Annotated in this window: 13 protein-coding genes; 11 read left to right on the top strand and 2 right to left on the bottom strand. The window is 68.4% G+C overall.

Translation table 11 applies throughout. The features are described from left to right. The first annotated feature begins 94 nt into the window (after nucleotides 1–94). Nucleotides 95–1,030 carry a CPBP family intramembrane glutamic endopeptidase gene (locus tag CXR00_RS03430; protein ID WP_181032460.1) on the top strand — a complete coding sequence of 312 codons (936 nt, stop codon included), beginning with the start codon at nucleotides 95–97 and terminating at the stop codon, nucleotides 1,028–1,030. Here the strand turns inward: CXR00_RS03430 and CXR00_RS03425 are convergent. Continuing rightward, a complete protein-coding gene (locus CXR00_RS03425; RefSeq protein WP_104053097.1) occupies nucleotides 1,012–2,727 on the bottom strand; it encodes a bifunctional 3'-5' exonuclease/DNA polymerase in 1,716 nt (571 codons plus the stop codon). The two genes, CXR00_RS03430 and CXR00_RS03425, sit on opposite strands and share 19 nt — an antisense overlap. A 193-nt stretch (nucleotides 2,728–2,920) precedes the next feature. Between CXR00_RS03425 and CXR00_RS03420 the strand changes: the two genes are divergently transcribed. From CXR00_RS03420 to CXR00_RS03410, 3 genes are read left to right on the top strand one after another with little or no spacing between them, the layout of a single operon-like run. Beyond that, nucleotides 2,921–3,814 carry an ABC transporter ATP-binding protein gene (locus tag CXR00_RS03420; RefSeq protein ID WP_104053096.1) on the top strand — a complete coding sequence of 298 codons (894 nt, stop codon included), beginning with the start codon at nucleotides 2,921–2,923 and terminating at the stop codon, nucleotides 3,812–3,814. Further along, on the top strand, nucleotides 3,811–4,869 hold the full coding sequence (locus CXR00_RS03415) for an iron-siderophore ABC transporter substrate-binding protein (protein ID WP_104053095.1): 1,059 nt from the start codon (nucleotides 3,811–3,813) through the stop codon (nucleotides 4,867–4,869). The genes CXR00_RS03420 and CXR00_RS03415 overlap by 4 nt, the downstream gene beginning before the upstream one ends. Next, nucleotides 4,866–6,971 carry an iron ABC transporter permease gene (locus CXR00_RS03410; RefSeq protein WP_104053094.1) on the top strand — a complete coding sequence of 702 codons (2,106 nt, stop codon included), beginning with the start codon at nucleotides 4,866–4,868 and terminating at the stop codon, nucleotides 6,969–6,971. Before CXR00_RS03415 ends, CXR00_RS03410 begins: the two co-directional genes overlap by 4 nt. A gap of 32 nt (nucleotides 6,972–7,003) precedes the next feature. On the opposite strand, the gene CXR00_RS03405 is transcribed toward CXR00_RS03410, so the two are convergent. Then, complete coding sequence (locus tag CXR00_RS03405; RefSeq protein ID WP_104053093.1) at nucleotides 7,004–7,798, bottom strand: alpha/beta fold hydrolase; 795 nt, start codon at nucleotides 7,796–7,798, stop codon at nucleotides 7,004–7,006. 187 nt (nucleotides 7,799–7,985) lie between these two features. Here CXR00_RS03405 and ssd point away from each other — a divergent pair, with 187 nt between their 5' ends. The 7 genes from ssd (at nucleotide 7,986) to CXR00_RS03370 (ending at nucleotide 13,358) form a co-directional block, all read left to right on the top strand. Further along, complete coding sequence (gene ssd, locus CXR00_RS03400; protein WP_181032459.1) at nucleotides 7,986–9,275, top strand: septum site-determining protein Ssd; 1,290 nt, start codon at nucleotides 7,986–7,988, stop codon at nucleotides 9,273–9,275. Nucleotides 9,276–9,349: 74 nt separating this feature from the next. Next, nucleotides 9,350–10,567, top strand: coding sequence for a TadA family conjugal transfer-associated ATPase (locus tag CXR00_RS03395; RefSeq protein WP_104053706.1), 1,218 nt, complete (start codon nucleotides 9,350–9,352; stop codon nucleotides 10,565–10,567). Further along, nucleotides 10,564–11,382 carry a type II secretion system F family protein gene (locus CXR00_RS03390; protein WP_237687089.1) on the top strand — a complete coding sequence of 273 codons (819 nt, stop codon included), beginning with the start codon at nucleotides 10,564–10,566 and terminating at the stop codon, nucleotides 11,380–11,382. The genes CXR00_RS03395 and CXR00_RS03390 overlap by 4 nt, the downstream gene beginning before the upstream one ends. Then, a complete protein-coding gene (locus tag CXR00_RS03385; RefSeq protein WP_104053091.1) occupies nucleotides 11,382–11,972 on the top strand; it encodes a type II secretion system F family protein in 591 nt (196 codons plus the stop codon). The genes CXR00_RS03390 and CXR00_RS03385 overlap by 1 nt, the downstream gene beginning before the upstream one ends. 98 nt (nucleotides 11,973–12,070) lie before the next feature. After that, entirely contained in the window at nucleotides 12,071–12,529 is a 459-nt protein-coding gene (locus tag CXR00_RS18720) for a DUF4244 domain-containing protein (protein ID WP_308470489.1), read from the top strand. Between the two features lie 43 nt (nucleotides 12,530–12,572). Continuing rightward, nucleotides 12,573–12,902, top strand: a complete 330-nt coding sequence (locus CXR00_RS03375) for a TadE family type IV pilus minor pilin (protein ID WP_237688611.1) — start codon at nucleotides 12,573–12,575, stop codon at nucleotides 12,900–12,902. Nucleotides 12,903–12,974: 72 nt separating this feature from the next. Continuing rightward, on the top strand, nucleotides 12,975–13,358 hold the full coding sequence (locus tag CXR00_RS03370; RefSeq protein WP_237688610.1) for an Rv3654c family TadE-like protein: 384 nt from the start codon (nucleotides 12,975–12,977) through the stop codon (nucleotides 13,356–13,358). Nucleotides 13,359–13,360 lie beyond the last annotated feature (2 nt).

Raw genomic sequence — 13,360 nt, 5'->3', positions numbered from 1 at the left:
TAGCCAAAAGCATGAAGTCTTTTCCGCCATGTGGCTGGTGGCGGGAGCCGATTGGCCGAAGCGTTACGCGGCGCCGGGCGGGCAGGCTGGGAGCATGACAACTGATCTTCCGGCCACCGCTCCCGCCTATCCCTTTCACCGGCTGCCCCGCTCCCTGCCCGGCTACCGCTGGTGGCACCCGCTGACCACGGTGTTGGTCACCGTCGTCCTCTTTTTTGTCCTGATGATGTTGGCGATGGGGATAACAGCGGTGGTGGGGATCTTTGTGCCGGAGGTTTCCGCCATGGTTGACCGGGCATTGTCAGCGCAATCAGACCTCGGGGACCCGGTGCAGCTCGCCTTTCTGCTCGGAACCGTCTGCCTGCTGTGGCCCGCGGCGGCACTGGGCGTGCGGTGGGGCGGCAGGCGTTCCGCCGGAACTCTCTCTTCGGTCACCGGCCGGCTGCGCTGGCGGTTGTTTCCCAAGCCGCTCGTCCTCGCGGCCGGCCTGTTTGCTGCCTTGAACGCCCTGAGCCTGCTGGTGCCGGAGTCCTTGCGAGGAAGCGGCGGAGTCCCGGACGGGAGACCAAACCCCGGTGATGTCTGGCTTCTGCTGCTGGTGGTCCTGGCGCTGGTGCCCGTGCAGGCAACTGCTGAGGAGTATGTGTTCCGCGGTCTGCTGATGCAGGGCATCGGTTCCTGGCTGCGCCATCCGGCCTTCGCCATTCTGCTGCCGGTTCCCCTCTTTGTCCTGGGCCACGGCTACGGACCGGCGGGGCAGATTGACGTGGCTGCCTTTGCCGTCGCGGCCGGCTGGATCACCTGGCGCACCGGCGGGCTGGAAGCGGCCATCGCGCTGCACGTCATCAACAACCTGGGAGCGTTCGGCCTGGGCGCGGCGGGCTTCGGGGACCTCAATGCCACCGACCTGCCGTGGGCGTCCCTGCCCTTCTCGCTGGCCTTCCTGTTGGCCTACTCCCTGATCGTTATCCGTTGGTTCCCGGCTCCTGTGCCGTCGCGTGCGGCGGAGCGTTACTTGGCTTCGGCGTAGGAATCCACGGTTACGGCCACCACCGGGAATTCCAGCGGGATCCGGCCGAACAGCAGGCGGGTGGCTGCCGCAGCGGCCTCGGTGACCAGGGCGCTGACCTCCTCTGCCCGGTCTGCGGGCACATGAAGCATCACTTCGTCATGCAGGAAAAACACCAGCTGCCCCGCCGGGGAGGAGGACGACGCCGCCCGCAGCCGCCGTCGTATTTCCGCCAGCCAGCACAGCGCCCATTCCGCCGCCGTTGACTGCACTACAAAGTTGCGGGTGAACCGCCCCTGGGAGCGGGCGAGGGAATCGGCGCGGCGCTGTTCCTCGGCGGACGCGGTCTGCTGGGCACGCAGCCAGCGTTCGGAGACCGGCGGCGAGGTGCGGCCCAAATGGCTGCTGACCGTCTTTCCGGCTTCCCCTGCCCGGGCGCCGCGCTCCACCACTCCAATTGCCTGCGGGTAGGACCGGGTCAGGGCGGGCATCAACCGGCCGGCTTCACCCGAGGTGGCACCGTACATGGCACCGAGCATGGCCATTTTGGCCAGCGCCCGGTCACCGTTGAAGTTCTGGTCCGCGATGCCCTGGTACAGGTCCTTTCCGCGGGCCGCGGCAGCCAGGGCATTGTCTCGGCCCAGAGCGGCCAGCACCCGGGGTTCCAGCTGCGCGGCATCGGCGACAATCAACCGGTAACCCGGATCCGGGCGCACCGCATCGCGCACGTACTTGGGAATCTGCAGGGCACCGCCGCCGCGGGAGGCCCACCGGCCGGAGACCACCCCGCCCACCACGTATTCGGGCCGGAACCTGCCGCCGTCCACCCAGGCATCCAGCCAGGTCCAGCCGTTGGCGCTCAGCAGCCGCGAGAGCCGCTTGTATTCCAGCAGGGGAGCAATGGCGGGGTGTTCATGCTGCTGCAGCTCCCAGGAGCGGGTGGATTTCACCTCAATGCCGGCCCGGTGCAGGGCGCGCAGCAGTTCCTGCGGCGAATCCGGATTGAACCCCGGGTTGCCCAGTTTGTCCCGCAGCTCTGCTGCGAGCTGTTCCAGCCGCACCGGATGCTGCCCCTCGGGCGGGCGCGGCCCCAGCTCGGCCTCCAGCATGGCTTCGTGAATGTCCCGCCGCCAGGGCAGGCCGGCGTGCTCCATTTCCACGGCAATCAGGCCGCCGGCGGATTCGGCGGCCAGCAGCAGTGCCAGCCGGCCTGGGGCGGAGGAAGCCGCGATGGCCGCCAGCTGGTCCTGCAGCTCGGCCGCCTGGTCCTCCGGCGACGGACCGCGCCTGCCGGCCAGGGCATCGAAACCCTCGAGTTCCTCAAAGAGCGAGCTCTGGTTCGGTGCCGGCTGGACCGGCAGCAGCTGGCGCGGGAGCAGGTCCGCGTCCTCGCCCGGCGTCTCGGCACGCAGCTTGTCGATATAAGGGGACGCCGGCACGGCTTCGGAAAAACGCAGGATCCCGCGGACCAGGGCCAGATCATGGCTGCGTTCCACGGTGACCCCGGCGTCCAGCAGGCGGGGATAGATGTCCCGGGTGCTGCCGAAAACCCAGCGGACGTTCTGCGGCCGTTCCTCGTAATGCCGCACCGCGGCGGCCAGGTGCCCGGGGGCGACGACGGCGGGTGCTGCGCCGGGCTGCCCGGTTTCGTCCATTTCCTGCAGCAACAGGGACCCGGCGGGGGAGGCCGGCCCGGCGGCGGAGAGGACAACGTACATGGTTCCATTGTCCCTGCCTGCCGGCGGTGCTTCAGCCGACCCAACATGACGAATAAAAACGTGCGTCACTCCTCATTACATAGGTCACACCAGTATCGTTTATATTAGGTTTGGCAACCCTAACCCGCGTGGTCCGTAAACGCCTTTGGTACGCCGCCCTCCCGCCTCAGGCCCGCGACGATTCAGGTTCCCTATGTCCACAGTGCAAGACCAGTGCTCGCGGCTCCAGGCGATGCGCGGAGAGAATTTGGTACTCCGCTACGGCAGCACGCTCGTGGTCCAGGGTGTTTCGCTGACGCTGGAACCCGGCCGGGTCACCGCGCTTGTCGGCCCAAACGGCAGCGGGAAGTCGACCTTGCTGCGCTCCCTGGCACGTCTGCACCGCGTCGACGGGGGGACCGTAAAGCTGGGCGGCGGAATCGACCGGCCCGAACGCGAGGCTTCCCTGCTCAGTGCGCGCGAGTTCGCGCGTGAGGTCACGTTGTTTGCCCAGTCGCGGCCGGCTCCACAGGGCTTGACGGTGAGTGAGGTGGTTGCCTTCGGCCGCCACCCGTACCGGCGGCGATTTGCCGGCCTCTCCGCCGCGGACCGCAGCGCCGTGAACCGTGCCCTGCGCGCCACCGGAGTCATGGACATGGCGCAGCGGCCGGTCGGGGAACTCTCCGGCGGCGAAGTGCAGCGCGTCTGGCTCGCCGCGTGCGTAGCGCAGGAGACCGGCGTCGTCCTGCTGGACGAGCCAACCAATCATCTTGACCTCCGCTACCAGATCGAGACCCTCGATTTGGTCCGCGACCTTGTGGATGACCACGGCGTTGCTGTCGGCATCGTGCTGCACGATCTCGACCACGCTGCCCGGATCGCCGATCACCTGCTCCTGCTGTCGGACGGCCGCATCCACGCCTCCGGCAGCCCGCTCGAGGTACTGACCGCCGCGAACATCAGCGAAGTGTACGAGCTCTCCGTCGAGGTCACCCTCGACCCGCGCACCAACCATCTGCGCATCGATCCCGTTGGACGCCATGCCAACCGCACCGCAACCCAAGTTCCTGCTCCGCCCCGGAGCGCCACCCGAGAGGACCACCGATGATCCGTTCCCGTTCTTTTGCGAGCACGGCCGCGACACTGGCCGTCGCCGCCCTCGCCCTCAGCGCCTGCGGCACCACCGAGGTCAGCGAAGCTGCCGATGTCGCCGCCGCAACGTCCGAGAGCTGCGCGGCAGACACAACGACCACCTCCACCGATGCGGTCTCAATGACCGACGGCGTGGGCCGCACGGTGGAGCTCGACAAGCCCGCCGAGCGCATCGCGGTGCTTGAGTGGCAGCAGATCGAGGACGCTCTCACACTGTGCGTAACACCTGTGGCGGTCTCCGACGCCGAGGGCTACGGAACGTACGTAAGCGCCGAAACCATCCCGGAGGGCGTTGCCGACATCGGCACCCGCGGCGAGCCCGACATGGACGCACTCTACGCAGCGGACCCTGACCTGATCATCATCGAGGCCTACAGCGCCGACGATGAACTCATCGCCCAGCTCGAGGAACGCGGCGTTCCCGTGCTTGCCACTGTCGGCGCGGACGGAGCGGACCCGATCGGCAACATGAAGAACGTGTTCACCATGATCGCCGAGGCGACCGGCCGCACCGATCGTGCCGCCGAAGTACTGGGGGACTTCGACGCACACCTGGCTGCTGCCAAGGACAAGGTCCAGGCCGTTGACCTGCCCACCACCGACTTCCTCTTCTTCGACGGATGGATGGAAGGCGGCAACGTGGTGATCCGCCCGTACGGCGAGGGTGCGCTCTTCACCGCGCTGGGCGAGGAGCTTGGCCTCACCGCTGCCTGGACGGACGAGATTGATGCCTCCTACGGCAGCGGCGGCGTCGATCCCTCGTACGGCCTGGGCCAGACGGATATCGAGGGCCTCACCGCCGTCGGCAACGCCACCTTCTTCTACTCTGCCGACGAGGGTGCCGACGGGTATGTCAGCGAGTTTGAGAAGAGCCCGATCTGGACCGCTCTTCCTGCCGTGAAGGAAGGCCGTGCGCACGCGTTCCCGGCAGGAGTCTGGGGTGCCGGCGGTCCGCTGTCCAACCAGCAGGCAATCGACGCGTACGTCAACATCATTACCGAGCAGGGTTGAGCAACTCCGCCCGAACAGCACCGCCCGGCACCGGACACGCTCCGGTGCCGGACGCCGGTCTTCGCGCCGGGATGAGCGGGGCGGCCGTATTGGCCGCCCTGTTCACCGCCGTCGTTTTGGTGGGCATGTGGCACCTGACCCAGGGCACGTCCGGAGTTGGCATGCTGGATCTGGTGCGCCTGGCCGGCGGTGCCCGGGAGGACATTGGCGGCGTGCCGGTCAGCGACATTTTGACCGGTTCCCGCCTGCCGCGTCTGCTCGCCGGAGTGGGGGTGGGCTTCGCGCTTGGGGTTGCCGGAGCGCTGCTGCAGTCGATTTCCCGGAACACCCTCGCGTCTCCGGACACCCTCGCGGTCACCGCCGGTTCCTATTTCGCGCTCACCGCCGTCGCCGCCTTTGGCCTGGCTGTTCCGCTTTGGGCATCCGGCGGCGTCGCGTTTGTGGGCGGGCTGGCCGCTGCCGCACTCGTGCTGGGTCTCGCCGGAACTTCCGCCGGCTCGGGAACCACACGGCTCATCCTTGCCGGGTCCGCGACCGCCATGGCCCTGGATGCGGCCACCGCGATGCTCCTGATCCTCTTCAAGGAGAACACGACAGGTCTCTTTGCCTGGGGCAGCGGATCCCTGGCGCAGCTGAACCTCGACGCGTCCGTACGTGCAGCGCCGGTCATCATTGTCGCGCTCGCGGGTGCCCTGCTGCTTGCCAGGCGGCTGGACGTGCTCGGCCTCGGCGATGACACCGCGTTTTCGCTCGGCGTGCCGCTCCGTTCAACCCGCATCGCCGCAGTTGTTGCCGCCGTCGTGCTCACCGCCGTCTCCGTGACGCTTGCCGGGCCGATCGCCTTTGTCGGTCTCGGGGCACCGGTACTCGCGCGGCTGCTTGCCAGCCGGATCGCGGTGCTGAACCGCCACGTTTTCCTGATTCCCGTGTCCGGCCTTCTCGGTTCACTCCTGATCCTGCTGGCAGACGCGACCCTGCGGGCTCTCCTCGGGGCTGAAGGTGCTTCGTCCATTCCCACCGGGATCCCCACCGCCCTGCTCGGGGCCGTGGTCATTGTTCTGCTCGCCCTGCGGCTGCGGGACTCCGGCCCGGTGCGGCAGCCCCCGCAGGCACGCGGCGGGCTGCGCACTCGTCGCCGCTTCGTGCTGGTGCTGGCCGGTGCCGGCGTCCTGCTCGCGGCCGCCGCTGTGGCGGGCCTGCTCGCCGGCAGCCTGTGGCTGCGCACCGGCGACGTTGCCCTGTGGCTGAACGGCACGGCACCGGACCTGATTGGGCGGGCGCTGGATGACCGGATGCCGCGTGTCCTTGCAGCATTGCTGGCCGGTGCCGCGCTCGCCCTGGCCGGCTGCGTGGTGCAGAGCACGGTGCGCAATCCGCTCGCCGAACCCGGCATCCTCGGCATCACCGCCGGCGCGGGCCTCGGCGCCGTCATAGTCGTCACCATGCTCGGCGGCGGACGGCCCCTCCTGATCCTCACCGCGGTGGCGACGGGACTGGCCACGTTCGGCCTGATTGCCCTCCTGACCTGGCGCGGCGGGTTCCTGCCGGACCGTTTCGTGCTGATCGGCATCGGCTGCGGCTACGGGCTGAGCGCCCTGACGACCTTTTTCCTGCTCCGTGCCGATCCATGGAATACGCCGCGGATCCTCACCTGGCTCTCCGGCACAACGTACGGAAGGACGCTGCCCGACGTCGTTCCGGTCGCGATCGCGCTCGTTGTCGCGGTTCCGCTGCTGTTTGGCATGCGGCGGCAGCTGGACCTCCTCGCTGTGGATGAGGACACTCCGCGCATCCTGGGCGTACAGCTGGACCGGACCCGGCTCGGGGTGCTGTCCGTCGCGGCCGTCCTCGCCTCACTCAGCGTGGTCGCCGTCGGAGCAGTGGGCTTTGTGGGCCTGGTGGCTCCGCATCTTGCCCGGGCTCTGGTCGGAGCGCGGCACGGGCGCCTCATCCCCGTGTCCATGATGCTGGGAGCGCTGCTCGTCTGCGTTGCGGATACGCTGGGCCGCACGCTCATCGCCCCCGCCTCTATTCCGGCCGGGCTGATGATTGCGCTAATCGGCGCGCCGTATTTCGTCTGGCTGCTGCGCCGCTCACGCTAGGGATGCGGGTGCCCGGAGGCTTATGAGCGGGCCTAGGCCGGGAGGAAACCGCGGATCACGCTGCTGATCAGCTTCGGGTGCTCGGCCAGCAGCCCGTGGGAAGCGCCCGGCACAATGCACAGCCGGGCGCCGGGAATGGAGGCTGCAATCAGGAGGGTGTGGTCCGGCCGAATCGAGTCACGGTCCCCGGCCATGATCAGGACGGGAGCGGTGATGCGGGCAAGGTCCGCTGCCGGGATGTTCGGTTCCGTGGTCCAGAGCCGGAACAGCTTATTGAGGACGACGTCGGCATGTTCCGGGCCGTCGGGTGACAGCCGTTCGTAGTGCAGGCGTTCGACGTCGGGCTTGGCGGCCGGAGCGGATGCGCCGTCGCCGTCGGGTCCGCCAGCGGTGTGGACAGGACTCTGCCGCGCCGGTGTGAGCACCAGTGATTGGTGCTCTTCGTCGGTGCTGAAGGCCGAGGGATCCAGATTGGCGCTAATAGCGGTCAGCGAACGGACGCGGTCCGGCTGCTCCAGGGCAAGGAGCAGGCCGAGGATGGCTCCGTCGCTGTAACCGATGACATGAACCGCTTCGAGGTTCTGGCTGTCGAGGTACGCGATGGTGTCGGCGAGGCCCCGGGCGTAGCTGTATTCGTCGTCGATGTCGGCGGAGCGGCCGTGGCCGGGACGCTCGAAGGCGTGCACCCGATAGTGCGGGACCAGGGAACCGGAGAGCTCCCGCATTGATTCGAGGGAGCAAAAGCCGCCGTGGAGCAGGAGAACAGGGGCGCCGTCGCCGGCAACCTCTGCATAGAGGTCCATGCCGTTGATGCGCAGGTACGTCATGCGTCCGGCATACCTTCCTGTTCCACTTCTGTTTTCACCGCGGATGCAGCCCATCCATCCTCCCACGCGGACTGCTGGCGCTGTGTTCCTTCACGCCCGTCCTCCACACCGTACGGGCAACCTCGGCTTGTCCCCAGTGCTGCAGTGGTCCGCTGTGCTGCTGCTGCGGCTGGGCGAGTCTGGTGGCATGAGCGAAGAACAACTGTGGGTGCCGTCCTCCGGGCACCGGAGGGCACGCGCGCTGCGGGCGCAGTTCCCGGCGGAACACACACGGGCACCGGCTCGGTTTAACCTGCGCACGGAGAGCGCCCCGTCCCATTCAACGGCCCGCGGTCCAAGCACCTCGGCGCCGGTCATCCTGATCAGTGCATCCCAGCGGATCCAGGATGAGGTGGCCAGAATTGCTGCGGCAGCGGGCGTGGAGTTGGAAGTGATACCGGACGCAGCAGCCGCATTCCAGCGCAACCCAGAAGTGATGCTGTTGGGCAGCGATCTGGCGGGTGTGGGACCTGGACACCGTATGTCACCGGACAGGAACCGGCGTCGACGGGCGGAAACCATCCTGGTGGGCTTCGAGCAGGACACGGATTTGTGGAAGCAGGCTGCCCGGCTCGAAGCCGCGCGCGTAGCCGTGCTTCCGGCGGCTTCGGGCTGGTTGGCGGAATACCTTGGTCGCCGGCGAGAACACAATTCGGGCTTTGTGCTGGGAGTCGTGGGCGGAAGCGGGGGAGCCGGGGCCTCCACCCTTTCGTGCTGGCTGGCCCAGGAAGCTGCCGAACACCGGATGGAAACGCTGTTGGTGGACGGCGACCCCCTCGGCGGTGGACTGGACGCCAGCCTGGGAAGCGGTGAAGTCCCCGGAGTGCGCTGGCCCGACTTGGCGGAGGTCCGCGGGGCGTTGAACCCGGTGCAGCTCACTTCTGCGCTGCCTCGGGTGTCGGGTTTCGCGCTGCTCGCCGGTGGTTCCGCGGATTCCGATGCCGACGACGGCGAGGCGGGACCCGGGTATTCGGGAACACAGTCCTTGGTTGAAGCTCCTGCAGAAGAAAGCATCCGGGCAGTCATGGACGCAGCCCGTGCGGCCTTTGCCCTCACCATTGTGGACTGCGCACGGCACCTGCCCGGTCAGCTGCTGCTCTCCTGCGACGCATTGCTGGTGGTGGTTCCGGGACGGCTGCGGCCCGTACTCGCAGCCAGATCATTGAGTCGAAGCCTGGGAGGCACCGTACCCAAAGCAGCAGTGGTCCGCGGACCGCTGGGCGACGGACTGGACGACGCCCGTGCAGCTGACGCCGCCGGGCTGCCCCTGGCCGGCTACCTGCCCGCGACGCGCCGCCTCGAACACGCCGAGGCACGCGGACTGTTGCTGCAGCGTGGCCGCAGCCGCAGCATCCGCCGGGTAACCGGACAGCTGGTGGAACGGTTTGCCGCCGAGGTGCCCCAGCCCGCTGACCCGAGGCAAAGGCCGCTGTCATGAGCGGGGCAAAGGGCCGCCGGGCAGCATCTTCCTTGCCCGCAGATGACCAGGCGCCCCGCGCCGGTGATTCGACCATGGTGCGGGAGGTTCGCCGCAGGATGCTGGACGACGGCGAGCCCGTCACCGCCGCCCGGTTGGCAGCGGCAGTGCACTCCAGCGGGCGGCTGCTCGGCACCCAGGGGGCCCTGCGCGCCGTTGACCGGGTGCAGGCGGAGCTGCAGGGGCTCGGCCCGCTGCAGGAACTGGCGTTACTCCCGGGGATCAGCGACATCCTCGTGAACGGGCCGGACCGGGTATGGGTGGACAGCGGGCACGGGCTGGAACTGACCGGGCTGCGGTTCGGTTCCGACGCGGAGGTTCAGGGACTTGCCGCCCGGTTGATTGCCGCCGGGGGAAGGCGGCTGGATGACTCCAATCCGTGCGTGGATGTTCAGCTGCGCGGCTACCGGGTCCATGCGGTGCTGCGTCCGGTATCCACCGGTTCCACGCTGCTCTCCATCCGCATCCGGCGCACGCTGACCTTCACCATGGAGGAACTGCAGGCCGGTGGAACTATGGATCCTGAGTGCGCCGCAGTGCTTCGGCGCATCATCGCGTCCCGCCTGAACTTCCTGATCAGCGGAGCCACCGGCACGGGAAAGACCACACTGCTCTCCACCTTGCTGTCATTGAGTAAACCGCACGAACGGCTGGTGCTCGTGGAGGACGCCGCAGAGCTGGATCCCCGCCACCCGCATGTTGTGGGCCTGCAAAGCCGGCATGGCAACGTCGAAGGAGCCGGGTCAGTGGATCAGGCCGAACTGGTGCGCCAGGCTCTGCGGATGCGGCCGGACCGGCTGATCGTGGGGGAGTGCCGCGGCGCCGAGGTCCGTGAACTCCTGGCCGCCATGAACACCGGTCACGACGGCGCCGGTGGCACAATCCATGCCAACTCGGCTGCCAATGTTCCCGCCCGGCTGGCAGCTCTCGGGGCGCTCGCCGGCATGAGCAGCACCGCGGTTACTCTGCAGGCTGCAAGCGCCCTGGACGTGGTGGTGCATCTGGCCCGCAGCGCCGCCGGCCGCCGGGTTGCCGAAATAGCCGTGATCACGGCATCGGCTGACGGCCGGCTGCTGGCGGTGCCGGCGTTGCGGCCGCTGCTGCCAACGGATGCTGCAGATCGGCACGGCGAGGGGTGGGCTGCGCTTCAGGGGCGGATCGGCGGTTCCGGGGAGGAAGCGGCACCGTCCCGCCCAGACGGGCAACAGCCCTCCTGCGGAATCGCCGGGGCCTTGGAGACCTCCGTTTCATGACCGGTCTTTGGATTACCGGGCTGCTCGGGCTGTCGGCGGTTCTGCTGCTGTCGCCTTCCCGAAACCCGGGGCAATTGAGTCCGGGCCTGGGCCGCCGCCTGTCGGGTCCCGGCCGGCCAGAGGACCGGTTCCTGCGGCCCTCGCTTTTGCATCGGCTATCTTCGGACTTTCGACGGTCCCGTTCTGAGCCGGCACTGCAGGAGCTGCCACTTCTGATCCATCAGCTCACTGGTCTGCTGGCGGCCGGCCGCGCCCCGCACCAGCTCTGGGCTGACGCAGCAACCCTGCAGGCAGCGGCCGGGAAGGAATCCGCTGGGTCCCTGCCCGCGCGGCTGCTGCCGGTGCTGGAGGCCGCCGCGCAGTCCGCATCCCTGGGCATCAGCCCTGTACCGGTTTTCCGTGCCGCTGCGCAGGAACAGACTGGAACAGCTCGGAAGACGCGGCGGTCGGGCCGGAGCCGTGACGCAGCATCCCTGGCCGGGTTGTGGACCGGACTTGCGGCGTGCGTGAGCGTGACGGAGCGCAGCGGTGCACCTCTGGCCGGTGTCCTCGGACGGTATGCCGCGCAGCTGGAGAGCGGTTTGGACAGCCAGGCGGCGCGGGAGACCGCAATGGCCGGACCCCAGGCAACCGTCCGCCTGCTGACCTGGTTACCGGTGGGAGGGCTGGGCCTTGGTTATTTGCTGGGGGCAGATCCCGTGGGCGTGCTGCTGGGCAGTCCCCTTGGCTGGTTGGCAGGGACGGCAGGAGTTGCCTTGTCCCTGGCTGGAAGGTTCTGGTCGCGTGCGCTCGTGCGTCAGGCAGCAGGCATCTGATGACCGGAGCCCTGGTGGCGGTATTTCTTGCTGCCGCCGTTGCGCTGCTCCTGCTGCCGGGATGGAATACCGCGCCGCTAACTGTCTCTCCAAACGGGGACGGTGCGCAGAGGACACCGGGACACAACGCCGTTCCCGGGGCAGGCATAGAGGATCCTGCCCTGATGCTGGATCTGACGGCAGCCATGCTGGAGGCCGGGCAGCCGCTCCTCCAGGCGCTTTCCGTCTTGGCAGAGGTAGTGGAACCGGACACCTCAGTGTGTCTTTGCCGGGTGCAGGCTGCCCTGGAGCTGGGTGCCCCCTGGGCGGCAGCGTGGGATCTGGCGGCACCGGAGCGCAGCCGGCTCCCCGAGCCCGCAGCACACCTCCGCGAAGCACTGAGATTCGCAGCCACCACCGGGGCGCCGTCAGCTGCGGTCCTGGTGGCGGAGGCGGCGCAGATACGCCGCCGCCGGGCCCGCGAAGCGGAACGCCGTGCCGCGGCTCTGGGGGTCCGGCTCGTGGTTCCCCTGGGGCTGTGTGCGCTCCCGGCATTCGTGGCCCTGACAGTGGTGCCGCTGCTGATGTCCCTGCTGCCGTCGCTTCCCTAAGACACATCTGCGCGGGTGCTGCGCATCCTCCACAACCGTCTTGCCCGCGGGCGTTGTCCGGAACGGCAACATCCTCACTGGTTCCGAGGGGCCGGCCGATGAAGGATCGGATCACCGCCTCAACAGCGGTGCAGTTACAGCTCACAGCAATCACATCAGGAGGAACCATGCCAGGTTTAAGCAGATCCGTTACCACCGTCCAGCGCGGCCGGGGCAGCACCGGTGAGTCGAACTGCGAGCCGGACGCGCCCGTTTTTTCAACGGAGCACAGTCCCGGGGCGCCGGCTTCCGGGAGCCAACCCTGCGGCTCGGGATTCGGCACAGTGACCGTGCTCTACCCCCGGGCAACGGAGAACGTGTTGCCGATTCCCCTCAACAGAGGGGAGCGCCGCCGGAGAAGCTTCCGCGACAGCGAAGCAGGAATGGCAACGGCAGAATATGCGATTGCCACCTTGGCGGCCGTTGCCTTTGCCGCCCTTCTGGTAGCGGTCCTGGGCAGCGGCGAGGTGCGGTCCCTGCTCATGGGATTGATCCGCAGTGCCCTCACCCTTGGGTAGCGTACAGCGGGAGAATCCACCGGCAGAGTCCTCACGCGGAGCGGTGACCGCTGAACTGGCCGTGGGCCTGCCCGCCGTCGTGCTGCTCCTGGCCGCCGTCCTGACGGGAGTGGCAGCGGGAGCCACCCAACTGCGGGTGGAAGAAGCCGCGCGGGCGGCGGCACGGGAAATCATGCGCGGAGGCACCGCCGAAGCGGAGGACGCGGCCCGCCGGATCGCAGGACCCGGTGCACGGGTGACCGTCACCGCGGACGGGGAATGGATGCTGGTGGAAGTAGGGACCTCCGTCTCGGCTCCGCTGCTGGACCGGCTGCCGCTTGAGCTGACCGGATCTGCCGCGGCGCTTCCGGAATCCCTGCCACCCGGAAACTAAACAAGCCAGAGGAAGCGTGCCGCCGGGCAACCGGACAGATCGGACCACGACCAGCCGAAAGGACGAACCAACGTGGGAGAAGCGCGAGCGGCCGCTGCGGCCGGGAAAGGAGATAAAACCGAGGAGGGCGCGGGCACGGTCATGGTGCTGGGTTCCGGACTATTGCTGCTGATCCTGTGCGCAGCCGTTCTGATGCTGCTGCAAACCGCGGTGGCCGCAAGCAGGGCGGCCACCGCGGCCGATCTGGCAGCACTCGCGGCCGCTGACACGGTTCGTGAACTTCGGAGCGGAGAGCCGTGCGTGGTGGCTGCAGAGGTGGCCGGCCGCAACGGCGCCGTACTGGCAGCATGCACGGTGGACACCGGAGAGCGGACCGTCCAGGTGGAAACCCGGGTGCCCGTCCCGCTGCTGCCGCAGCCTGCCACCGGGCATGCCCGCGCCGGACCTCCGCCGTGAGT

Source organism: Arthrobacter sp. 9E16, assembly GCF_002929435.1.
GTDB lineage: Bacteria > Actinomycetota > Actinomycetes > Actinomycetales > Micrococcaceae > Arthrobacter_B > Arthrobacter_B sunyaminii.
Note: the sequence above shows the minus strand (reverse complement) of the source record. Positions and strands in the feature narration are given on the sequence as shown.